This is a genomic window from Micromonospora sp. NPDC003776 (assembly GCF_053605645.1).
The window spans coordinates 1-22,934 of the sequence record NZ_JBSGJR010000019.1 but is presented as its reverse complement, the minus strand read 5'-3'; the positions used below and the strand labels follow the sequence as shown (position 1 = coordinate 22,934).

Below are 22,934 nucleotides of genomic sequence, written 5' to 3'. Positions count from 1 at the left end.
AAGCCCTGATCGCCACCGGGGAAGCCGTCGAGCTCTACCGAGAGCTGGTCCGGCTCAACCGCGACGCCCACCTGTCCGGCCTGGCAAGCTCGCTAAGGAGCCACACCGTCCCGTTGGCGCAGGCGGGCCGGCTGGCCGAAGCCCTGATCGCCACCGGGGAAGCCGTCGAGCTCTACCGAGAGCTGGTCCGGCTCAACCGCGACGCCCACCTGTCCGGCCTGGCAAGCTCGCTATGGAACGTGGGATGGATCACGGTCCAAGTTCCCGACCCCGACTACATGCCCACCGCGATCAAGACGACGACCGAGGCGATAGGCATCTACACCGAACTCGCCGCGGCCGAGCCGGACGCCTTCGCTCGGCTGCGAGACGCCGCCACAGAAACCCTCGACCAGCTCACCGCCCAGCAGTAGGACTATGAGTCCCGGACCGCAGTTGCAGGCCGCCAAAGTAGGCATGCAGACGCGAAGTTCATCGAGGGCTGCTCGGCCGCCCTCGCCGGCTCTGGCCTTTCCCCCTGTGAGCAGGAGCGGGAGTATGTCCACATGGTGCTGACGTCAAGAGACCAACAGGTCCTTCAAGCGCGCGGTGGGCTCATCATGGCCGCCCGCCGCCGCTCCCTGGTGACGTACAAAGCGCTCGGCTTGGCCATAGGCATCTCTGACGTTGCCTTGAGCCACCACATGCGGCACGTGCTGGACGACCTATCGGACCTCTGCATCGAGGCTGGCGAACCCTCACTGGCAGCTCTCGTGGTCAACTCAGAGTCTGGAGCACCCGGCAAGGGCTTTGAAGAAGGCGATGTTCCCTGGCACACCACCGTGCAGGAGATCTTCCGGTACTGGGCAAAGCAGTGAGTGCTAGCGCAGCACCCGACCGGGCAGGTCCTAAGCCGCGTCGACCACTGGCGAATGAAAACCTAGGCCGCCGCTTCTACCCGGAGCGCACTGGGCAAGGTTCTTCGCCGTGCAGTCATGCCCCTCAGGAATCTAACGAAAGCTCCCAACAGACGCGGCTGCTCTTGGACACGAATGTGTGGAGCCGTCTAGCCGACTATCGCGAGCAGGATCAGTTCCACCGATTCGTCCGGAGCTCACAAATACAGGTAGTCATCCCACCGGCAACGCTTCTCGAGGTACTGAACAGTCCTCATACGGCCTCACGGAGGCGAATTGTCAGATTGATATGCCGATCGGCTTGGAGGCATTTGCCGACAGAGGCCGAGCGTGAGAGTGGGGAATTTGTAGCAGAGGTTGCCCGGCTGAGGCCTCATTGGCTGAAGCAGGAGCCGGACCATCGAGCGATAGCAGAATTGGAGAGTTTTTGGAAAACAAGGGTCTGGCGGGCAGCGCGAGATGAAGCCGCTGGACTTCTCGCAGGCAGGCAGCGGCGAGCGGCCCAGAGCGAGCTGCTGCTGCGTGAGCAGCGCCAACAGCAAGCCGAGTGGCGATCGGCCGGCTTCTTTCGGACTTTGGAGGAGGTGCCAAAGGCTATCCGACTGAGGCGCTTGATTCCGCCCCCTGACGGCGAGGCAGACGCTATTGCTGAAGGGTGGCAACCCGGCACCGTTATCGAACCCTGGCGTTTGGAGAACCTCGGGATATTTTGGCAAGCCTTGTTCACCGTGAGGAGGCGAGCCCCTTTCACCGGCGAGGACACGACCTACGCCGACTGGGTCGGAGCCTACGTCGACCTTGACGTTGCCTGCAGCGATCGGGCCGACTTCGGCCGGATGTGGTTGTACGAGATGGATGACGCAGCGATGTTGCGGTGCTGGCTTCGATGGGCAGTTCGATATGGGCAGCACGCAAGCAAGATTGGCCCGGGCAACCCTGTGGATGAACAGTATTCCTCGTACCTTCCCGATGCCGACATTTTCGCCACCGCGGACCGTCGATTCGCTCGCGTGATCAACGTCGTCCGCCCTGAGGCTCCTAGGCGTTGTGCGGTCGCAGCCTTCGTTGACATAGGCTCCCGGAAGGGCGGCGTGACCGAGGCAATTTCAGATGCACTAGAGGCGGCGCGCAGCTCGATTTCATAGCGGTGTGGCCTGCCGGCAAAGCACCGCTTCCATTGGGCTCTAGTACTGCCAGCGCCAGGTCGCCGAGCGCCAGAGGACGCTTCGGTGTGAACGCGGGTACGGCGCAACGTCGTGTGTCATCCGATGCCGTCTTGCATCGTCGAGCAGGGCTTCTCTGCCGCCTGCTGTCGTTGGCTGCCGCCCGCTGCTGAACCCTCGCTGCCTATCGGCTGCCTCGCCTGCTACGACCGACCACCGGATTAAGAGGACACGCGCAGCGCCTTGGCCAGCCGTCGCCACCTCGGGGTCCGTCCCCTGCTGGGTTGGCTCGCAGTGCTGTCTTGGCGGGGCGTTGGGGTCACGCAGGGGTCAGGCGTTGCCACGCAGGACTCAGCGCGAGTCGCCTGGCCAGATGAGGACGGCGCGCCGACCCCGTGATCGGTGAGGGCCCCAGGGAGGTATAGGTCAGGGGCTTGGGCGTTTAGCGAAGGACCCAAGCGCGGACATTGCGTGATCGACGTCCCTGATTGCTAAGTCCACTAGCCAGAACACCTCCTGCGCCGCTGAGCTAGAAAGAATTGGTGCCCCTTGCGGCATATCGAACGTGTGAACGATCTTGTTTCGGAGATCGCGCCATTGACGGAGGGCCGCCCAGACCTCGTCATCCCAGCCGACATGAACGCCGCAACCCTCTAGCGCTCTGACGTAGTTTTCTAGCTTGGGATTCGGGACTCTCTTCACGACTGGGCGCTGCGTGACGATCTGGGCTGCCTCAAGACAGCCGGCCAGGGTCGCTTCCAACATGCTCAGCAGGTAGACGACCAGGCCGCCAAAGAACAGGTGCGGAAGCTCGGACGCAGCCGCAAGCATTTCGTCGGCATAAACCTCAGCTGCCGCTAGATCGATCGAAAGTCCGAACTCATTGGGGTACTCGTCATGCTCGTGGGCCTCACACCATGTGAGGTAATCGGCCGCTTCGGATTGGATGTCGGCGGCGATGGTTTCAGTTAGCCTTTCCAAGCCTCTAAGCGCGCGCCATACCGCTGACATGCGGTAGCCCGCCAAGATCATCGGAACGAACCCGGAGAAGTTATACCCCTCCCACTCCTCCTCCGGCTCGCCGATGTTCATCAGGTGCCTTCCCGTCGAGGTAACCATTAGAGGTCGAAGTGCCGCGACTGCCTGCCGCGCGCTCGCGGTTGCGTTCGCCGTCGTCCAAGGACATCTGTCTACGTACGAACCGACCGTCGGCCAGTTAGACACTTAGAGACGAGCCAGCACCGTCGAAGCACAAGAGTGCATATCGCTGAGGATCTTGTCTGCGTCGAGTTGGCTCGGCATGGCCCCAGCCTCGTGCATGTACATATTGCGCTTCCAAACAATTTCCTTGTTGTAGTCATCTTTCTCTTGTTGTGACAGAATCGAATTCACGTGAAGAAGTCCCAAATAGCCACCCAGGCTGTGATTGTTGCTGTTCGCCCATCCTTTGATTTTTACGATTTCACTCAGAGTGGTATCAAGCGCCCTGGTGGTATGAACAACAGCCAGCAGCCATCCGTTCTGCTTTGGAATTCGGCCCGATGCGGCTATTCGCCCGACCTCACCCGTAATATGTGGCAGTTTCGGCGAGCTACTCAAGACTGGGTGCCCGCTAATCAATACGCGCAGCGTGGTCACCCGCTTCTTATATGACGACACTCTGATCCTCCAGGTCCGTAGCAAAGCCAGCGAATGCTGCGGCGCGAATCGGCTTAAGCGCATCAAACGCCCGCGTGCCGGGAAGTGCGGGTAGACGGCTGTAATGCAGCGCCAAGTGAAGTCCGTGCGTCCGCATGTTTGCTTCCACCTCGCTGAACCCTTCGACGCCTGCATCCAGGCAATAGTCCAGCCGCGCCGCGGTCATTGACGCCTCCTTTAGCCGCTGAGTGAGGCTACCCCTGCTCTCGCGTTGCGGGCTTCGGACGTACATGTGTCCGTTGTCAAGGTCCGTGTAGCGACCTCTCGGGCGATAAATCCCGCGTGCTAGTCCGTATTCGGCTGATGACCTACCGGGGGTAGGTCTACTTGGATGACGTCCCCGTTCGCGAGTCAGAGCCCATGCTTCGCTGTAGCGTTCATGATGCGGTCCCCTCAATTCTTCAACTGCATCCCAGACACCTGATCGGCTGCCTATCGGTCCCGATGGCAGGGCAGTGCGACGGCGACGTCGGATAATGACCACTCCATCGAAGAGAAAGGACTTCTCCTGCACCCCGCTTACTGCCTCTTCCAGCACCAGAACGAACGTCGTTCCTCTTGGTAAGGCAAAGCGCGACAACATTACATTTGCTAGCGCCTGTGGGGTCGTTTGGGGTGATCTCGGGGTAGAGACAAAGTACGCAGTTAGTGTGCCACTAGTTGATGCCAGAACGTCGGGGCCCCCAAGCAAGAGAGGATGGTCCGGATATGCTACGGAATCGCTACCTTTGGGTAGGCTTTCCTGCACTCGTCGCACTAACTCCCGCCGGGACATGGGAAGACCATAGACGATGTTCCAAGACTATGCAGTACGTCGATGCTCCCGCCGCTCTCGGTCCCGGCTCCAGTGGTGAACCTAGAGCTGGTTTTACTGTCTGGCGTTCGGCTTGCATCGCTCCAGGTTCGGAGACCTGGTTGGGCGCTCGATGCAAGCCCTGTGTCCGGAAGAGCCTTGGTCCAGCTGGTGACCGCGCCTTATTGTCTTGGCAAGAAAGCGGCGCAGCGAAACGGGCCGCACTCCTCATATGCACCCACGGTGCGACCTGTGTCGACGCACTTTCGCGTCTGAGGGCCTTGCGCCAGCCAGGTACACGAAGAGAGACGGCAGCTCGTCCGACATTCATGCGTGCTTAGGGTGTTATGACCGAAACATCCGCTTGATGCGACCGCCAAGACCGAAGCACGAGAAGCGTATGCTCCTATGGATGTCAAGCTCCACCGGCATCAGCTTTCTGAACTGGCGCGGCGACGTCTCCGTCTTCGTCTCTGACCGCGCCGGCCCGCCGGGCGCCCGGAACCTCCTTCTTAGCAAGGAAGTACCGCAGCAGTGGAGTAGGGAGTAGATAGCGACGCCACCCGAATCGGTAGCGAAAGCCAGCAGAAAACACTTGCACGTAGGCCCAACCCGAGGTTCCTTGCGTAACAGATACAGTGAACTCCTTCCTGATATTCATGTCAGAAGCAGACAACCGGGGCGGCTGATTCCACGCGAAGCGAGCATGGGGAGCGACCTCTACGCGCAGCCGCTGAACCAGGCGCATGTAAAACTCCCCCATTGCTGGGCTGTCCGCACTGACCCATCCAGAGTAGTAGGCCAATCTCTCAGTGATATCGGAGCCCAACTCAGATAGCGCCCTTCGAGTTTCGGGATGATCGTCAATTCGCCTCTCGACCCGATAAGGGAAATTGTCCCAGGCCGCGAGGGCTTTAGCTGCCTCGGCATAACCCTCACGCAAGCGGTCCAGCTGGGACGATCCTCGGTCCAGCAGCTTGCCCACTACGGCAGCGAGAACCGATGACGTCAGCGCTAGACCAAGCAGGATCGCCCACAGGCCAACTCCCGACAAGTGCCCATCCATCGCGTTAACCTCCAGGGCAAAATGTAGAAACGGCTGTCAATAAAGGCCACAGCAACAACCGAGCGTTCCATCCTGATGCTCCTATGGAGGTCAAGGGGCGAGTGCGGCGAAGTCGGCTCGTAGGGCGGTGTAGAGGTCGCGGACGATGTAGCGCTTGAGGCAGCGGAGGATTTCCTGCTTGCTGAGGCCTTCGGTGGTGCGGCGGTGCAGGTAGGCGCGGGTTCTCTGGTCGTAGCGCAGGCGGCAGAGGGCGATGGTGTGCAGGGCGTGGTTGGCGCCGCGGTCGCCTCCTCGGTGGAGGCGGTGGCGGCGCACCCGTCTGGAGCTGGCGGGGATGGGGGCTGCGCCGCAGAGGTGGGCGAGGGCGGCTTCGGAGTGCAGCCGGTCGGGGTTGTCGCCGGCGGTGGTGAGCAGCTGGGCGGCGACGTCGAGCACCACGTCCACCGGTGCCGCAAGCATCGGCGCGACCGGCCGACGCAGCACCTGCTCATCCCCGACCCGCCCCCGCGGACGGGCCGGCATCACCTCCGGGCCCCACCACTCCGGCCGCAAGTGCCCCTCATCCCCCACCCCCTTCACGTCGTGATCGAAGAACCGGAGGCCGGCAGGGGTGGAGATCCGCCACAACGAATGCTCCGACGCGCCCCACAAGCGGGTCGGTGGTGGAACTCCAGCAAGGAGGATCCCTCACTCCGTGACGGTGCACCTCGGCCAGACTCGCCGGCCCATTACGAGTAGCTGCCACAGCCGTCGGGCCCACCGGGATGTTGGAGCCAAGCGGCGCCCGTCTGGAAGCCGCCGAGACAACCGCTGGTCGCGGGGGTGCTAGCACATCCGGCCATGATCAGGGCGTTTTGCACAGCCGCCCAAGTTCTCCACAACGCCAAGCCGTGGGCTGGCGAACTGCTGGCGGCGCGGCGAACCTCAACAGGTCGGCGAGGTCACCCTGAGGCTGCTTGCCACGGCCACGTGCAGGTGGAGCAGCCCCGGCAGCAGGCCACCGACACCCGGTCCCCGCAGCGTGAAGCTCACGCTGCGGGGACCCCCTGTTTCTCGGTGGGCCACAAGGGCGGCGGGGTGATCGGTCGAGCTCGCGCCCGGCCCTCGCCGATCCCCTACGGTCGGAGGGATGGAGGTGCTGCTGCGCGGGGGGCCGGGTGACGGCCAGGTGGTCTCCGGCGGCGGGGAGACCGTCGTGTGGCAGGCCTGCTTGTACGAGATCACGCCGGAGTTCGCCCGCCGGGGCGGGCGTGATCTTCGGGTGTATCGACACCGCCCGGACTGCTGCGAGCCCTACGGCCGGGGCGCGGAGGACCGCTGCGAACGACCCTTCGCTAGGTGCGCGCGAGACACGCTCGCCATCCGGGCCGCCCGGCAGATCGAACGTATGTACGATCGCGGGGTGCAGGAAGTGGTGCGGCGGTGGTGGAACGGTGTCTGGGGGCGCCTGACACGGCGCGACGTGTGGCTGGTCCGCGAGACGCGCTGGACGGTGATGGCCCGGGCCGGGGACACGGAGTCCGGAAAGGTGCTGCGCTGGGAGTTCGACTCGGAGCCACCGGCGCTGGAGGTGGTTGATCGCCTGCTGCGCGCCGACACCGCCGGCCAGTGGCGAGAGCAGGACCGCGGCACTCCCCCGCCCGGTACTGGCGCTGGCGAGGCGCGGCGGATCACATAGTGACAACTATGATGCGTGTTGCCACCCTGACACCTGCAAACCACAAATCAGCCGGTGTTCACAACGGTGGCTGACCTTTACAACTAGATGAGTGCCAGCTGCTCGTTGCCCCCGCGGTCGCCGCGCTTGGAGTTGCACTCGAAGCACGCACAGCGCGTGTTCGCGCGGGTGTGTGGCCCGCCCTGAGAGAGCGGGATGACATGGTCGAGGGTCGGCGACCGCGGATGAAACCTGGGCGCCGTCCGGTCGGTCATCCGTCGGCAGATCTGGCACCGCCAACCGTCACGCTCGAAGATCTCCTCATGCCGAAAGACCTCGTACCTGACGGCGCGTTTTCGGGCGCGGCGAAGGGAGTTTCTAGATCGAATCGCATCCGGATTCGCGCGGCGCCATCTGACCTCTGCCGCGACCACCAGGGCCCGATGCGTCACGCGACGCTGCCGCTGCCGAGCATTGAGCTCCAGCTGTCGGCAGTCCGCGCAGACCTGCAACCTTAGCTTCCGGCTTCCTCGCTCTGTCGGATTCCCGCACCTGCGGCATGGCAGCTTCCGGAGACTGTGCCGTCGGTTGGCGATTAACCGGGTGCGGCGCGCGTCGCGTACCGCCTTTGCTCGGAGAACCGCGCACGGATCGCACCGCAGTTGCCATCTGGTACCTCGCCAATACACCGGTGATGGGCAGTCCAGGCAGGTGCTGGGAGCCTTGGGCGGCTGAACCCGGCTCGGCCGCGGCCGCGCTGCTTCTTTGTCCCTACGTCGGCGAGCATTGTGTTCACCCCGATGAGTCGGGCACCGCAATGGCCAGGCCCCAGCGGTGCCCTTGCGGCGGAGCTGAACTCCGCAGTCGACGCACCTATGCTCCTGGGTCTTGCCACGCGCCAGCTCGCGACGCTTTCTTGCGGCCTGTTCCTCGGCGCACGTTACGCATCGGACTTCCCACCGGGTCTTCCGGCGGAGCGTCACCGCAGTGCCGCAGTCGACGCACCGGAGTTCGAGCTCCACGATCGGCCGAGCTCGACTGGGCCGTGGGCGCAGCTTTTCGGCGGCCTGAGCCAGCTGCCGATTCCGCTTCTGGCGGTCGGTTGGGCACCGCGCAGGCCAAGGGCCCCGATCACCCTCCCGCTGCACTGGTGTCCCGCAGTCAAGGCACCGGTGCTCAACAGCATTCTGTTCCATGCTTGGTCCCAACGCCGGAATCGGGCCACGGCCCCGGTGCAGCAGCGTAGACACCGCGCTCAGTCCCCAGCCTCGATGGTTTCATCCACCGCCACCGTAGGCCGTGGGTACGACTTGATTCGGGCGCGAAGCCGAGCTGCCCTCGCGCAGCGCTCGGCGTCGGGGCGGCCGGGCTGTTCGGCGCTTTCAGCCTCAGCGGTGGTCGTTCCGGTGAATCACGCTCGGGTCCTGTGAACGGGAAGGCTACTCCGGGCGCCTCGCGGTGATCACCTGCATTGCCTACCTTGGCCTCCACCAACGTCCGTGCCAGCAGCCTCCGATCCATGGGCCCGACGGCCCCCGCCCGGTCATCGTGGTAGGTCCACTTGATGATGTTCGGCCTCTCTGCAGCCCGTGCCGCCACGGTCCGTCTCGCGCCCTACAACTTGGCTGCGGTGCTGCTCATCGGCCTCGCCGCGTTCGTCACCGGTCCCGCCACCTACGCACTCTGGCTCGCCGCCGCCCTCGTCCAGGCCGCGCTGCCCTACGTCACTCCACAGTTCTCCTGGATCCGCGTAGCTGGCAGCTACCAGGTCGCCGCCGAACATCTGGTTGACGCCACGGCCTGCTCGTCATCGTCGCGCTCGGCGAATCTGTCGTCGCAATCGGCGCCGACGTCGAGATCCATCACATCAGCGGCCACCCCACGGCCATCGTCATGGGCCTTGCCCTGCCCGCCGACCTGTGGTGGACCTACTTCAGCGACGCCCGCGTCGCGGCCCCGACCCTCGCCGCCGCGGATCCCCGCACCCGTGCTCGGTTGGCCGCCCGGGAATATGCCCTCCAGCACTACCTGCTGCTCGGTGTCGTCGCCGCCACCGGCATCCATGCTGCCGTCACCCATCCCGACCGCCCCGCTGGCACCGGCCGCGCCCTGCCGTTGCCGTGCCCCTCGGCATTTCGGCGACCGCCCGCGCCCAGCTTGCTGCCGTCATCGTCGTGCTGATGGGCATGCTGCTGATCGGTCCCCGCCATCCGAACCGGTGCGCGGCAAGGGTGTGACTAGCCGGTCCGAGCCTCGTAACGCTCATGTTGCCCGGAACTTCGATTATGGGGCCTGGCTGCCGGCCGGTTCGGGCTCGGGGATGCGGAGCCTTTCCAGCGCCTGGCGCGCGAGCTCTCCGACAGCGGGGAGATGCGACGTGCAGGTCCGAAAGGCGCGCTGGATCTGGTGTGGTAGGCGGTGCTCCTCGGCGATGGTGATGGCAGTCTGGAACGCCGTTTCGGCTTGGGATGTGTCGGCGCGGGCCAGGAGGACTTCGCCGGTGGTGACGTGGAGGATCGCCTGCCATTGGGGTGGTATGGCGGCGGTGGACATGCGGTGGCGATCGAGCAGGTCGGCGGCCAGGTCTGGTCGGTGTGTGTGGACCAGCCCTCGCAGGTGCACTTCGTGGAGGGCGTGGAGGCTGGTGAGTCCCGTGCCGGGGTTGGCGTCGACCAGTCGCCAGGCGCTGGTGATGGCGTGATCGAACAGGGCGGGGCTGCCGAGTTCGCCGGTGGCTCGGGCGAGCTGTACCAGGCCCGCACCTCGGTCGGGGTCAGGCGCAAGTTCCACTGCGCGTTGAAGTCGGGCAACGGCTGCGGTGTGCCGTTCGACCTTGCGCAGCTCGTTGCCGTGTACTCGCAGGGTGAAGGCGAGCAGGTCCTGGTCGTCGAGGTGGTCGGCCAGCCACAGCGCCCGGCCGGTCCATCGGGCGGCGCTGACGAGTCGTTCCTCGGGCAAGACGTAGCCCAGTGAGACGCCGAGCTCGGCGCGGGCACGGGCAAGCAGGAGCATCACCTCCCGCTCGACGTGCCCGTCGGCGACGCGGCTCTCTAGGCGGCTGACCAGCGGCCAGAGCTCGTTGACGGCGTCGGCGCCGTGTCCGGACTGTCGTGCGATCGCGGCGAGGCGGATGGTCGACTCGCCGAACTGGAGCATCGCGGTGAAGTCGGCGTCTTCGGGGTCGCTTACCCCGAGGGTGTGCGCTGGCAGGCCGAGGTGGCGGGCGATACGTAGCCGGGCCGCGACATCGCTGATCTCCCGCCGCCCCGTTTCGATCATCGAGATGTAGGTCGCGTCGTAGCCGAGCAACTCCGCTAGACGCCGCTGGCTTACACCAGTCGCGACCCGGTAGGCGCGCATGATGACCGCGAGATCGCCGCTGGCCAACGCCGCCCGTGCGGTGTCACTGGTCCACAACCACAAGGCCGAGCCGCCACGGCGCCGGACCGGGACTGGCAGAGCGGCACCAGCTATGGCATGGCAAGCCGGGCACAGCGGCGATGTGCTCCGGCGGCCGACCTTCGCCCCGCAACCGCCGCACTGCATCGTCGGTCCCCTACATGATCCGCGTACTGAGCTTGGCGTACCAGGTCGCGATGGACCTCTTGTACCCGTCGGGCATGCGCAGCGCCGCGGCCTCGGCCTCCGTAAACAGGCCGACTTCCTTGTGCTCGTGGCTGACGACCGGGTCAGCATCGGCGCCGACGTGGCAGCCGTACGTGATGATCAGGACATCGACGTCGTCGCGGATGTGGTACTGCCAAGCGTCCAGCAGCGGGCCAGAGGTCACCGCCCAGCCGACCTCTTCGAGGATCTCCCGGGTTACGCACTCCGCCGGTTCCTCACCGAGTTCCAGCTTCCCGCCCGGCAGCTCCCACTCGTCGCGCTCGTTGCGCAGCAACAGCACGCGGCCGTCGCGGACCACAACGCCCTTGATCGAGACAGGGAACAGGTGCGGCTGGTAGCTCATCGACCGGCTTCCCTCCACTGGTGCAGGATCTGGACCGTCCGGAACGTAGCACGGTCTTGGCTCAACATCGGGCGGCTCCGCGTTGACAATCCGTCACTTGATGCATCCATCAGGTGCAGCCATGGTGAACGCCGGCAACGCGATCCGCCGGAGGTGACCAAATGCGCGACTTTGACGACCTGCCCCACGTAGACCTACGCGACCCGGACGGCACGGCTCGCATCCTGAATGGCCTCACCACGCACGGCATCACAATCTTCCAGGGCGGAATCGAACGGAACGATCTGCTCCGTGCGGCCCGGTCATTGATCAGCATCCGCGCGCACCGCGACAGCGACTCCGACGGGGTCACCGCCATCGCCCGGCGGCCAGCGTCCAAAGACGGAAAAACCAGCCTTGCCGGCTTCACCGATCGCGAGCTCTGGCCCCACACCGAAGGATCGGCCGTATGCCGGCCACCGCGCGTCCTGATGCTGGCATGTCTTCGACCGGCGCAGACCGGTGGACGCAGTCATCTGGTGGACGGACGCGAACTCTACGACGAGATCGCCCGCACCGAACCGGCCATGCTCGCGGCGTTGTCCATGCCCCGATCGGCGTATTTCGGCGGAGGCTCCGGCCACCTCGGCGCGGTGTTTGAACAGACGACCGAAGGCCGGATAACCGTCCGGCTTCGCCTCGACGAGCTTGCGCGATTCTCGCCGATGCTCCTGCCGTCTATCGATCGGCTTCGCACGCTCGTCCAGCAGCTGACCATTCCAGCCGACCTACCTGCCGGCCACGGCTACTTCCTGCTCAACGACCGCTGGCTCCACGGCAGAACCAGGTTCACCGGCAACCGCATGATGCTGCGCATCATCGGTGACCCGCTAACCACCGATCGTTTGCCGAGCGGTTTCTGTCCAGCGGGGGCTCCACAACGCGACCTGGGAGCCGCCTGCAGGCGTCGACACCACATCACGACCTCGCCCACGGTCTGCGGGTGCACATCAGCGCCCGCCCAGCACTGGACCGAATCAACGATGCCGACACCGGCGTCCTGAAAGGCGCGCCATGAACCTGACCTCGATCGCAGCCATCAGCGCAGCCCTTGTGCTCGGATTCCTCGCCGGGCTGCTCACGTTCAAGCGCTCGCTCCAATGGTGCCGCAGCTGCGGAGCATCCCTAAGCTGCCCGGAATGCACCCGGCCTCGAGGCACACAGCCAGCCAGGCAGATCGCGATGCGTGAACCGGGAAATCTGCACCCATATCCGTCAGGCGATTCCACGCCGGTCGACATCCGCGCGCGAACGGCCAGCCAGGCGCGGCCCCAAAAGCGCTGTCAGCAGCCGGAAGCATGAGACCACCAGCAGGAGGAGTGCGACGTGGCCTTCTTCCAGGAGACCCGCCGGCGGCAATCAGAGACCGGGTCGGCTGAGCAGATCCCCTCCCACACCCTGGCCATGGAACCTAGACACCGGCAGGTGTGGTCACGGAGGAAGGTCAGGTCAGTCGGCCGGTGCGGCGGTGGACCGCCCTGCCGGGTACCGCTGACACGAGGGCACTGGCCCGGTGAGGCGTCATGACCACGCACGGACCGGTCCTGCCCATCTGGACCTGCGCTGGGTGCGGCGCCCCTTGGCCCTGCCGCACACGACGCCACGAGCTGCGAGCCGAGTTCGAGCGCGCTCCCATCTCCCTCGCCCTGTACATGGGCTCCTGCATGGTTGCCGCGAGCCAGGACATAGGCTGGGCTCCTGCCGGTCTACTCCACCGCCGGTTCCTGGGCTGGCTGCGATGACCGCGCCCCGCACTGGACCGTGTTTGAGAGGGACTTGATCAGGTCCAGATGAAGGTGCGCTTTGCCTGTCGTCGGGCTGGTCGGCCGCGGGTGATGCCGGCGATGGCGGCCCACCTGACGATGCCTTCGGAGATTTCAGGGTTGCATTCGTAGTCGCGGGCCAGCCGGCGGCAGGCGGTGAGCCATGCCAGGGTCCGCTCCACGACCCACCTGCGCGGGTGCACGGCGAAGCCCCGCTGGTCAGCGGGCTCCACGGCGGCAGATCCGCCGGTAGGTACCGCCACGGACACCCCGAACAGACCACGTACAAGATCGCGTTGACGATCTCCCTACGAGGGCGCTTCTCCCGCCGCCCGTCCGTGCTCGGCTCCGGCAACAACCCTTCGACCAACGCCCACTGGGCATCGGTCAGGTCTGACGGGTAACCACGACGAGGCGACGACACCCGGACACCCTGCCCGCCCCTACGGCCGTCATCACGCCGCCACACTGTCCACACTCGATTTTTTCAAACACGCACTTTGCATGCATCAACCGCCGTCGGTGGACGGCCGTGTCGCTGCTTTGCGTCAGCTAGCTCCGCTAATTTCTGGGGTCGCTGACGACCAGCAGCGCAAACGTCTGGTAGATGGGGCTGCCGCCGTGATCGGCTTCGCCGAGGCCGGGCCGGTGGTCCGCCTAGTACGGCAGTGACAGTTCCTGATCATGTGTTGAGTTCGGTGGTGAGTCGTCTCTTGTAGTGGCTGCGGCGGGCGCGGCCTTGGTGGGTGCGGCGCCAGTTGGACCAGTGTTCGGCGTTCAGGGCTGCTTGTAGGGCGGTGGTGGTCAGGGCTCGGAGCGGGATGATGACCAGGGCATGGAACAGGCGGCGGACTTCCGCTGCGGTCAACGCGATCGGCGTTGCATGGCGGGCGTGGTGGTAGGGGCCGGCCGGCGTGGGCGGCGCTGCCACGGCGGTGGCGGTCATCAGCACGGCCAGGGCGAGCATGGCAAGGGTGATGTAGCGGTGCCAGGCGGTCCAGCCGCGGACCTGGTAGTGGTCGAGGCCGACCTGGCTCTTGCCGGCTTGGAAGCCTTCCTCGATGCTCCAGCGGATTCCGGCCACCCGTATGAGGTCAGCGAGGCTGGTCGGGGTCGGGCTCCAGCAAAGGTAGTAGGCGAGAGCGCCGTCGCTGCCGCGGCGGATGAGCAGGCTGTGCCCGGGCCGGCCGGGCGTGGACGCGTCGAGCCAGGCCCAGTCGTACCAGCGTGGGCCCTTGGATCCGGTGCCACAGCTGATCCGATGCCAGCAATTGGCCGACAGGTCGGCGGCGAGATGATCGGCGCGGACGCGGACCTTCCCACCATCGACCGGGACCAGGTGGTTGCAGGCCACGGCGAGGACATAGCCGAGGCCGAGTGCCTGGACGCCTGCGCGGAACGGACCGTTGTCGCCGTAGAGTTCGTCGCTGGCCACCCAGCCCGCCAACACCCCAGCGGCCACCGCCTGGGCGATCATGTCCAACGCCAGCTGCGGTTTCGTCGCGAACTCCACCTCGGTCGGCACCCCCACGCCGGCGCACCGGCCGGGATCGTCGGTCCACGACTTCGGCAGGTAGACCCTGCGGTCGATTAACGCCCGGCCCCGCGTCGACGCGTAGGACAGGAACACCGCCACCTGCGAGTTCTCCACCCTGCCCGCCGTGCCGGAATACTGCCGTTGAACGCCGACGGACTGGGTTCCCTTCTTCAAGAACCCGGTCTCGTCCGGGATCAACACGCCATCCTGCTCACCCAGCCGCGAGGCCACGAAGCCACGCATGTCATCGCGGACGGCGTCAGCGTCCCACACCGCCGTGCGCAGCAGCCGCTGCATCGCCTCCGGCCCCCGGTGTCCTGCCTGCTCGGCCAGCCACCAGCAGTTCTTCCGTTCGACCGGCGACAGCAATCCGAGCACCAGGTCCCGGGCGGTGCGGCGGGGCTCCACCCGCACGAATCGGCCCGCGACAAGACCCATGACCTCGTCGAGCAACACCTGCCAGCCGGCAGGGTCTACGCTGAGGCCCACGGCCATCGCGTGATCTTCGGTTGTCAGCACAACACCTGATGATCAAGCGATGGCCGCACCCGTTCACGGCACCGCGCCGAAGACCACCGCCGATATTGCCGGCACCCCCGATTCCGCTCAACCAGCTAGCCTCAACGGCGTGACGAAGCGGTTCCAACAGGCCATGCAGCTCATGCGCCGCCATGACCCGCAGGCCCAGGAAGACGGCTTCCACCTCCTGCTGCCCCACGCCGCCGACCACATCGACGAACTCATCGCCGAGTTCGCTCAGGAACGACACGACCACGGCTTGCGCTGCTGGCTGCTCGAACTCATCGGCGAAGCCCGCTCATCCCAAGCGCTGCCGGTACTCACCGAACAGCTGCACGACGGCGACGAGTCACTCCGGTACTGGGCCGCCAAAGGACTGGAAAAACTCGACACCAAACAAGCACGGCAAGAGCTGTGGAAAGCACGAGCCAACGGGCTCATCGACTGACCCCTCAACGGCCAGATCACGAACTGTCACTGCCGTACTAGTCAACTATCACCGACTCAACGGCGGACAGTGGGACTAACCTTTTACGTAGTTCGGGCACTGGTCGCGACGTGTTGTGCATATCGGTGCTCGTCTGCTGATGTTCGCCAGCCTCCTGCTCGTCACGGCCTATAGAGTGGATTCGGCGCCACGAACACGTCCCAGTCATTGTTCAGATCGGGCAAGGTCACCAGGTTCGTAGCGCTGGAGAACATGCCTACCGTGCCTGCGTCGGCGCTGATCGCCGTCGCGTACGTCCTATCGTTGCCGGGACTACCGTCAGTGGCTGCGCTGACGAGCGCGACTCGTCCGTCCATCGACCATGCGAGAGCCTGGTATACCTGCTGCCCGGACATACCAGCGAGCGTCGTAAGCGCGGGCGCGTTCGTTGAGAACGTCGCGGTCCCGTTCCTGGATACGCTCAGGCCGTCGACAGATGTGCAGCAGGGACCGCCTGCCGTGCTCAGGGTCTGCTGAGCAAGAGTGTCTGTGTCGATACGAATGAGCTGCGCCCGGTCGCGCTGGTAGATGATGAGCCACTTGCCGTCGTCGCTCACATTGATCAGTCCGGGATCGGCGAGCCGTTGCCGACCGCCATCCTTGGTCCAGCGGAATATCCCTTCGGTTCCTGGCCCGAACTCGTTTCCGCCGCGGTAAACAACGGTGCCGGCATCGTTTACGAACCCCACCGCCGAGCTGACGGCGTCGATCCGCGTCGTCGTCGCACTGTAGATGTCCCGCACGTAAAGGTGTAAGCCCGTAGCCCCCCCGCTCAACGTGGCGGAATCGCTGTTGAAGACCACGTAGCGACCGTTCGGACTTATCGATTGGACCTGGTTGGTTCCGTCGATTTCGATGCCGAGCCCGGAAACACTAACGCGGGTTGTTGTCCCTGCTTGGATATCACGCAGGAAGACGTCCTGACTTTCGTTGCTGTCTTGATCGACGAGGACTGCCGAATCCGAGTCGAATGCGATGTAGCGCCCATCCGCCGTGATCTTCGGGTTCAGTGCACCTGCAAACTCCTCCATTGGGGAGCCGTCGGTCCGCTGACTTACCAACTGTGTCGTGCCCATTGCGCGGTCGCGAACGAAGACGTTAAGCCCGACCGCTTGCTGATCGCGCGCAACGAGATCCTTTGCCATCGATGCAAAGGCAACGTACCGGCCGTCGGCGCTGAGCGCAACGGACCATCCAGAGTACCGAGAGCCTGCGGCTGTTCCAGCGGCGTTGACACTCACCAACTCGGGTGCCGTGGGGGTAAGCGATGTAGCGTCCACAATCAGGGTGAACGCCGCTGTCGCACGCTGGCCCAGCGCGTCGGTTACGCCGAGTTCGAATTGAAATGTTCCTGGTCGGGTTGGCGTACCGCGAAGGTCGAGCGCGTCGCCAACAGTGATACCCGGGGGGAGCCCTCCGCTCAGGGGCTCCGGATCAAGCGTGTACGGAGGCCGGCCGCCCCCCACCGTAATAGGCTGCTCATACGCCAGGCCTTGCTGCGCGTGTGGAAGTACGCCACTGTCTACTGACAACTCAAGCGGCGCGTTGGGTGGTGGGGGAACCTTCTTAAAGACGGCGGCCTTGATGTCGTCCGCAAGGGTCTTCCCGGCATCCTTCGCGAACTGCGGATACTCGAAATGTGTGCTAGATCCGTCGACCAGCGCACGCGAATCTCCAGCGGAATAGTTGCAGATCGCATCCTTGGTCAAACACCACGAACCGATGTGTACCTCATTTCCTACCACATTCAATTGGCTTGTCGAGCCCAACGGCGCCTGGGATCTGAGGGCCCGATAAATTCCTTGCCGGCTCGAGGACCATGCAATTTTCTTTGGTAGCTCGACGTTGATGGTTTGATCATTGGGGCTAAATACCGGGCTACCGAACAGCACGACGCCTGCGATGCGCTTGGTGATCGAGGGAACCGATTGCAGTGTAATCAGCGCATCGGTGACGACTTGCGCCCCTTGCGAGTAGCCGACGAGGACAAATCTTTCATTTGGGCAGGATCGGGCCCGGTTCAGGAGCCTCAGCGTGAGCCAGTTTGAGCCATCCGATACACTTCCCTCGTATGCCGCCCAGAAAGCGGACGGCAACCCACCGTTCTCAAGAATGGCCCCAGGGATGCTGATCGCTGGATACTGCGTCGCTGGCACAGACTCGAAATGGATGTCTGAGGCACTGAGCGTTGTGCGCTGAGCGTATGCGAGCAGACTGTCCCTCGTCGCAGTGACCGGTATTCCAAGTCCGTCATTGTCGGAGCCGCTTTCCCCCGATCCCCGTGCCCCGATGAAGAGTGCGCGCCCACAATTTGTGTCGGCCGCAGCCGGTCGGATCGCGCCAACCCCTACGGAGAGGCCGCTTGCTAGTACGGTGACGGCGAGAGCGGCTCGGACAACTCGGTGGCTTCTCATGCGTCCTCCAGCAAGGTCGGCGCCACCGCAAAGACACTAGCTGAGGCAATAGGTCGTTTGAGATCGGCCAATCGGGTGCGGGGCTTCCCCGAACAGGCGATTGGCTCGGACCAATTGCTTGATCTCGAACTGGCCGGGCTCGAGCTCCTAGAGAACGCGATCGCCACCGCCCACGCGTTGGGGGCGCTGATCCTGACTTTCGGGCCGGTATTTAGGGCGCACCTCAACCGGATCGTCTCCGCCGTCGACTGGTGGCTCGGCCGCCGCGCCGGCACCGGCCCCACCGCCCGCGATCTCGCCGCCTACACCGCCGCAAAGATCGGCGGCGCGATCACCAGGGGGTCCTGGCTGACCTCATGTTCGACCTCCCGGCCGTGGCCTGGTCCCGCACGGCCGCAGCGGAGGGAACCCGTGGCTCGCTGAGGTCGTCGCCACCGCCGGCCTGATCCTCCTGGTCTTCGCCCTCGCCCGATCCGCCCGCACCTCCGCCGCCCCGCCCGCCCGCGGACGGCTATGTCGGGGCCGCCTACTGCTTCACCTCGTCAACCTCGATCGCGGAGGTGTTGGTCGGCAGGCCAGCGGGGTGGATGACGACGTTGACGGGCCGTCCGGCGATGAGGTCGCCGGGCGGGCCGCCGATCCGGCCGGGTGTCGAGCGGGCATTCTGGGCGAGGGTCGCCGAGGGGCTGACGAGCGAGGATGCTGCTGTCGCCTGCGGCGTATCGGGCCCTGTCGGGTGGCCGTCCTCAGGAGCACGCCGAGCGCGGCGCGGCCCCGGCGAGCGGACGGACGACTGGCCCCATACTCGCGGCCAACGCCTTACGGCCCAAGTGGAGAAGTCCGAGTACCGTGGTACAAGAGTCCTTCTGGTTCGGCATCCTGGGCCGGGCTTACGCAGCATGGGTCGTTTCCGGTCGATGCCCGCCGGTACAGTCTGCCCACACCGGGCAGGAGGCGACGATGGGGCTCAGAGACCGACTTGGCGTCGATGCGTTCTGGACCCCTGGCGAGGTTCTCACACACGGGTTCGACTTTCGGCCACGCTGGTGGCAGCAACGCGTCCCCGCCGAAGGGTGGACGGCATGGCTATCCGACCTGCCCGAGGCCAACAGGGGTCGGCAGTACCGACACATCACGCGTGGCGACCTCCTCACCGCAGCGAATGGCGGTCCAGACGACGTCGGGCGACTTCTGGTCGGCAGCTACGCCTGGGGCACCGGCGACCGAGCATTCCTCGTCGGCCGTCGAGCTCAGGTCTTCACCAAGAACACGACTAAGTCCATCACGGCCAAGCTCGTTAAGACTTTGACCGTCCTTCGTGATCAGGGACCGGCGAAGGCGTACGAGATGCTGGCCCTGGGCGGCGAGCAGAAGCTTCCCTACCTCGGGCCCTCGTTCTACACCAAGCTGCTGTACTTCGCGGATGCCCGGCCCGACGCACAACCTGGTCGCGCGCTGATCCTCGACCAGTTCGTTGCCACAGCTTTGAAGGAAGTCGAACACTGGGACATTACGGAACGCGGCCCTTGGGGCCCAGATCAATACCAGCGGTGGCTCGAATTCGCCCACAACCATGCCAGAACTGAGTCCACTAACCAAGCGGCCGTGCGCCCGGATGCTATCGAGGCAGCGATGTTCAGAAAAGGTTGGGCAATCTACCAGGCGCGCATAGCTACCGCCCCCGCCGCGCGCCGGCAACCGTGACTCCTGACGCCATCATCGTCGCTCTGCCGAACCGAGAACATAGCGCGACCAGCATGGCGGGCCCCAATCTTGGCGCCAGCAGCAGTTCATCGCGAAGGATGACCATAGAGTCGTGGTTGTCGCCGCCCTATGTTGCGGTTCTGCCGCTGTCACGCGCTCCGGCGCGTGCGATCGTTCGGGCACAAAGTCGGGTGCCGTCGTGCGGCCAAGCCGCCGCCGAGGCGCCTCCACCCGCTGCCGGGAGTTGGTCATCGTCCCGGATGACTCCCCTGGTCGTCGCCCGGTTCACCGGCCTGTAGCGCCAGGACCTTTCGAGTGCGAACTATGGGTTGTGCAGGGCCACAACTGTTGCGGTACCAGCGATCATGGTGCAACACCGTTGTCGGCTGACGCAGACAGATACGTGATCGCCCGGCGGATGATCCGAGCGTCCTCACGGAGCATCCCGAGGCCTGAGTTGCACGTGCCGCAGAGCACGGCTCGCACGCATCGCCCGCAAGCATTCTTGGGCTTGTGGGGGCAGCAAGAGTGGTCGTGGTCGACCACCGGCCGTCGGCCATCGTCAAAGGGCCTGCGGCAGATCGCGCAGGCATCGCCCTGGTTCTCTAACAGGCGGTCGTACTCGCCGGGTGCCAGGTTGTACATCAGCTCGACATTCCGGCGGTTGACGCATGCGCGACACCGCGGATCCAGCCTGTCGGACATCAGCTTCGATGGTCCGAAATCTGATTCAGGCTTCCATGCCTTACACATACTGCATTGCCTGCGGCCGAGCCCGTCGCGAATCGCAACCGCAGTCTTTGAGCGCCGCTGGGGGCGGAGTGGTTCCATCGGGCGTCCGGTACCCGCTCGTTTGCGTTGCTGCTGCGCGTGCCCGTTGCAAAGCGAATTCCACCGGATCGGCCGCACACAGCCCGGGAAGCTGCATTTTGGCCGCTGAATCTCCGGGCAGAAACGGCAGCGCCGCAGCTCGCCTTCGGTTGTTCGTGCGCGCCGCCGGCCGCAGTTAGTGCAGTCGTCGCCGTCCCACAGCGGGTCGCCGATCGCGTACCATCGAGTGTAGTGCCTATGGCACAGCCCGAGAGACCGCTGCGGAGCGGTGCAGGTGTCAAGCGCGCAACCAAGCTCACTCACCCCAACCTCCGAGAGCTTCGGGTCCCCGCAATGTAGGCGGCAGCCCGGCGGAGCAGTTCCACGTCTTCGTTGAACATCCCGATGGCGGCGTTGCACGATAGGCAGAGCAGCCCACGGATGCAACTGCCGCAGGAATTGCTCTTGCCGGAGCAGCACGAGTGTTGATGGTCGACGACCAGGCCAAGCCCGCCGGTCGGAATCTCTCCGCAGATGGCGCACGCACCACCCTGGCCGGCAAGCATCTGCCTGTACTGCTCAACCGAGATGCTGTACTTCCTTGTTAAGGTGCGAAGCGCACGGCAAGGTCGGCACTCGACATCAAGACCATCAGAAGAGGCCGACCTCTTCGAAAACAAGGACTCGTCCAACCAAAGTTGACAGCTTACGCAGTGCTTCCGACCACTCTCATCGCGCTCGCGCAGCGACATGTCAGGACGCTTGGGCCGCAGTGGCGCAAGAGGCCTACCCTTGTTTTTCTGGTTGTTGTGTCCGGTGCAGAGTGTGGCAGTCTCCCTTGGGCGCTCGCAGCCGCCGAACGTGCATGCAGCGATTGGCAGGTGACGGCACGATGCCCGACGGCATCGATGTGGGTGTCCCTCCGATGTGAGACGCACTCCATTGTTACAGTTCGGACACCGGCCGACGGGCGAACGCTCTTGCTCCTCGATCTGGGTCTCCCTCCACACGCTGCCCACCGGGCCGCAAGGAACCGCTGCATCTTGACCGAAGTGTAGGAGTGGCGTACGACAAGTCCTCGTGGTAGGTGCGCCCCATCCTCCAGCCAGTCGCCGGGCCAGCGGTGCACCGTACTCGGGCCCGTTCGCGAGTTGCCGAAATGGCCGCCCCGTCGGCGAGGAGCAGGTCATCGACCGACACTCCCGTTGGACACGCAGGGAGCGGACGCGGTGGCGCCATCGGTGGTGCTCGTAGGCGGTGTTGACGTCAACCTCGGCGACGACTGTCGGCTGGGCCTGGGTGTAGGGCAAGGATTCCGGCCGGTCGAGCTGTCCGAACCGGCTCGCCGGTAGCGGCTGTGGCTATTGAGGGGCAATCGGACCAGCTGGCTGCTGCGCGTACGTCGGCGCCCAAAGGCAGGCAGCTAGCGGCGTTGCGCCGGCCGCACGGGGTGGGTTCGGCCGCTGTAGCGGAGCCGGCCCCCAGACGGGCGTCGGACTCGGTCTCGCCGGCGGCTGCGGTGGTCGAGCGGGCCGATCTGCAGAGCCCTTTTGCCAACTCGTGTTGGAGGCGGCACAGCTGCCCCTGACCTTGACCGGCTGCTGGATTGTGCTCCTCCAACGACTCCCAGGTCGGAGGCTGTCCGCCTCCTCGATGTCACCGACGACGAGGCGATGATCAATGCATGGGCGAAGACGCCAGCGGACGAGCCCTCACAAGAACCTCGTTCGTTGTGACCGACCGCGCGTAGGCGGGCTTCGCCACCATCAGTCTCGTCGAATTCTGTCCAGTGCTTCGGTTATTGCTGCTTTGACTGTCGCCTCCTGTTCGATGGCGTAGCCACGATCCAGGCAGTTGAGGGCGAAGGCTCCGATCTGATCATTACGGTTCGCGAACGGTTGCAGATGGGCCCGGCTGTGCGCAGAAAACACTCGGCCGGGTCGGTGCCCTGCAGCGCCGACGTCGACGACGTGGACTGTTAACTCTGCGGCAAGGCGGTCGTGGATTCTCGCGGCGATACGCACTCCGCCAAGGTCGGCGTCGGTGCAGATCAGTGTTGACGACGCCTGCGCTGCTGCTTCGGCAATCAGGTTGAGGACCGGCTCTGGTGGCTGGCCGTGGCACCAAATGACCGGCACGCCCGCGTCGATGTCGCATAGCGTTTCGGCGGCCTGCCGGTTTTCGATGATCAAAAGCGGCCCCGCCACACGGCATACGTCGATGGAGATCGTGTGCTGAGAGCTGAGCCGGATGTCATGCGGGCCAGGCAGCGAGGAAAGGTCGATGACGGTATCTGAGACGCACAGCCGGACCGGGCCGCCGATGCCGATGTATGGGCTGCGGGACAGGCCGAGTGCAGCGAGGGCTTCGGGTTCGAATCCGAGCTCGGTCAGCAGCCGTTGAACGTCGTCGCGGGCT

General features: G+C 64.9%; 17 protein-coding genes and 6 pseudogenes. 8 read left to right on the top strand and 15 right to left on the bottom strand.

Features of this window, described 5'->3' with window-relative positions:
• Window positions 1-413: pseudogene (locus ACWEVO_RS03565) on the top strand (hypothetical protein); the annotation flags it as partial.
• A 132-nt stretch (window positions 414-545) separates the two neighbouring features.
• Complete coding sequence (locus ACWEVO_RS03560; protein WP_302763323.1) at window positions 546-857, top strand: hypothetical protein; 312 nt, start codon at window positions 546-548, stop codon at window positions 855-857.
• A gap of 1,628 nt (window positions 858-2,485) precedes the next feature.
• On the opposite strand, the gene ACWEVO_RS03555 is transcribed toward ACWEVO_RS03560, so the two are convergent.
• The 5 genes and pseudogenes from ACWEVO_RS03555 to ACWEVO_RS03535 form a co-directional block, all read right to left on the bottom strand.
• Window positions 2,486-3,151, bottom strand: a complete 666-nt coding sequence (locus ACWEVO_RS03555; RefSeq protein WP_452305988.1) for a hypothetical protein — start codon at window positions 3,149-3,151, stop codon at window positions 2,486-2,488.
• Between the two features lie 132 nt (window positions 3,152-3,283).
• Window positions 3,284-3,697 carry a hypothetical protein gene (locus ACWEVO_RS03550; protein WP_452305987.1) on the bottom strand — a complete coding sequence of 138 codons (414 nt, stop codon included), beginning with the start codon at window positions 3,695-3,697 and terminating at the stop codon, window positions 3,284-3,286.
• A gap of 7 nt (window positions 3,698-3,704) precedes the next feature.
• On the bottom strand, window positions 3,705-3,923 hold the full coding sequence (locus ACWEVO_RS03545; protein ID WP_452305986.1) for a hypothetical protein: 219 nt from the start codon (window positions 3,921-3,923) through the stop codon (window positions 3,705-3,707).
• A 1,042-nt stretch (window positions 3,924-4,965) separates the two neighbouring features.
• Window positions 4,966-5,535 carry a hypothetical protein gene (locus tag ACWEVO_RS03540; RefSeq protein ID WP_452305985.1) on the bottom strand — a complete coding sequence of 190 codons (570 nt, stop codon included), beginning with the start codon at window positions 5,533-5,535 and terminating at the stop codon, window positions 4,966-4,968.
• Between the two features lie 171 nt (window positions 5,536-5,706).
• Window positions 5,707-6,054: pseudogene (locus tag ACWEVO_RS03535) on the bottom strand (transposase); the annotation flags it as partial.
• 691 nt (window positions 6,055-6,745) lie between these two features.
• On the opposite strand from ACWEVO_RS03535, the pseudogene ACWEVO_RS03530 reads away from it, so the two are divergent.
• Window positions 6,746-6,940, top strand: a pseudogene (locus tag ACWEVO_RS03530) (hypothetical protein); the annotation flags it as partial.
• Between the two features lie 437 nt (window positions 6,941-7,377).
• On the opposite strand, the gene ACWEVO_RS03525 reads toward ACWEVO_RS03530, so the two are convergent.
• Complete coding sequence (locus ACWEVO_RS03525) at window positions 7,378-8,469, bottom strand: HNH endonuclease (protein WP_452305984.1); 1,092 nt, start codon at window positions 8,467-8,469, stop codon at window positions 7,378-7,380.
• A gap of 604 nt (window positions 8,470-9,073) precedes the next feature.
• Here ACWEVO_RS03525 and ACWEVO_RS03520 point away from each other — a divergent pair.
• On the top strand, window positions 9,074-9,454 hold the full coding sequence (locus ACWEVO_RS03520) for a low temperature requirement protein A (RefSeq protein ID WP_452305999.1): 381 nt from the start codon (window positions 9,074-9,076) through the stop codon (window positions 9,452-9,454).
• 102 nt (window positions 9,455-9,556) lie between these two features.
• On the opposite strand, the gene ACWEVO_RS03515 is transcribed toward ACWEVO_RS03520, so the two are convergent.
• On the bottom strand, window positions 9,557-10,690 hold the full coding sequence (locus tag ACWEVO_RS03515) for a helix-turn-helix domain-containing protein (RefSeq protein ID WP_452305983.1): 1,134 nt from the start codon (window positions 10,688-10,690) through the stop codon (window positions 9,557-9,559).
• A gap of 139 nt (window positions 10,691-10,829) precedes the next feature.
• Window positions 10,830-11,243, bottom strand: a complete 414-nt coding sequence (locus ACWEVO_RS03510; RefSeq protein ID WP_452305982.1) for an NUDIX hydrolase — start codon at window positions 11,241-11,243, stop codon at window positions 10,830-10,832.
• A 161-nt stretch (window positions 11,244-11,404) separates the two neighbouring features.
• On the opposite strand from ACWEVO_RS03510, the gene ACWEVO_RS03505 reads away from it, so the two are divergent.
• Window positions 11,405-12,286: a TauD/TfdA family dioxygenase gene (locus ACWEVO_RS03505; RefSeq protein WP_452305981.1), complete on the top strand. Its 882-nt coding sequence runs from the start codon at window positions 11,405-11,407 to the stop codon at window positions 12,284-12,286.
• A gap of 776 nt (window positions 12,287-13,062) precedes the next feature.
• Here the strand turns inward: ACWEVO_RS03505 and ACWEVO_RS03500 are convergent.
• From ACWEVO_RS03500 to ACWEVO_RS03490, 3 pseudogenes are all read right to left on the bottom strand, one after another.
• Window positions 13,063-13,260, bottom strand: a pseudogene (locus ACWEVO_RS03500) (hypothetical protein); the annotation flags it as partial.
• A gap of 14 nt (window positions 13,261-13,274) precedes the next feature.
• Window positions 13,275-13,469, bottom strand: a pseudogene (locus ACWEVO_RS03495) (transposase); the annotation flags it as partial.
• Between the two features lie 522 nt (window positions 13,470-13,991).
• Window positions 13,992-15,020: pseudogene (locus ACWEVO_RS03490) on the bottom strand (IS701 family transposase); the annotation flags it as partial.
• A 100-nt stretch (window positions 15,021-15,120) separates the two neighbouring features.
• Between ACWEVO_RS03490 and ACWEVO_RS03485 the strand changes: the two are divergent.
• Window positions 15,121-15,549: a HEAT repeat domain-containing protein gene (locus ACWEVO_RS03485; protein ID WP_452305980.1), complete on the top strand. Its 429-nt coding sequence runs from the start codon at window positions 15,121-15,123 to the stop codon at window positions 15,547-15,549.
• A gap of 161 nt (window positions 15,550-15,710) precedes the next feature.
• Here the strand turns inward: ACWEVO_RS03485 and ACWEVO_RS03480 are convergent, their stop codons facing one another.
• A complete protein-coding gene (locus ACWEVO_RS03480; RefSeq protein ID WP_302763297.1) occupies window positions 15,711-18,002 on the bottom strand; it encodes a cutinase family protein in 2,292 nt (763 codons plus the stop codon).
• A 75-nt stretch (window positions 18,003-18,077) separates the two neighbouring features.
• Here ACWEVO_RS03480 and ACWEVO_RS03475 point away from each other — a divergent pair, with 75 nt between their 5' ends.
• Window positions 18,078-18,425 (top strand): hypothetical protein, encoded by a 348-nt coding sequence (locus tag ACWEVO_RS03475; RefSeq protein WP_446839615.1) that lies wholly within the window; start codon window positions 18,078-18,080, stop codon window positions 18,423-18,425.
• Window positions 18,426-18,962: 537 nt separating this feature from the next.
• Window positions 18,963-19,706 carry an 8-oxoguanine DNA glycosylase OGG fold protein gene (locus tag ACWEVO_RS03470; protein WP_452305979.1) on the top strand — a complete coding sequence of 248 codons (744 nt, stop codon included), beginning with the start codon at window positions 18,963-18,965 and terminating at the stop codon, window positions 19,704-19,706.
• Window positions 19,707-20,069: 363 nt separating this feature from the next.
• Here the strand turns inward: ACWEVO_RS03470 and ACWEVO_RS03465 are convergent, their stop codons facing one another.
• From ACWEVO_RS03465 to ACWEVO_RS03455, 3 genes are all read right to left on the bottom strand, one after another.
• A complete protein-coding gene (locus tag ACWEVO_RS03465) occupies window positions 20,070-20,351 on the bottom strand; it encodes an endonuclease domain-containing protein (RefSeq protein WP_368046154.1) in 282 nt (93 codons plus the stop codon).
• Between the two features lie 485 nt (window positions 20,352-20,836).
• Complete coding sequence (locus tag ACWEVO_RS03460) at window positions 20,837-21,268, bottom strand: endonuclease VII domain-containing protein (RefSeq protein ID WP_452305978.1); 432 nt, start codon at window positions 21,266-21,268, stop codon at window positions 20,837-20,839.
• Between the two features lie 1,014 nt (window positions 21,269-22,282).
• Window positions 22,283-22,934: DUF2399 domain-containing protein (locus ACWEVO_RS03455; RefSeq protein ID WP_452305977.1), on the bottom strand; the 652-nt coding region annotated here is incomplete at its 5' end.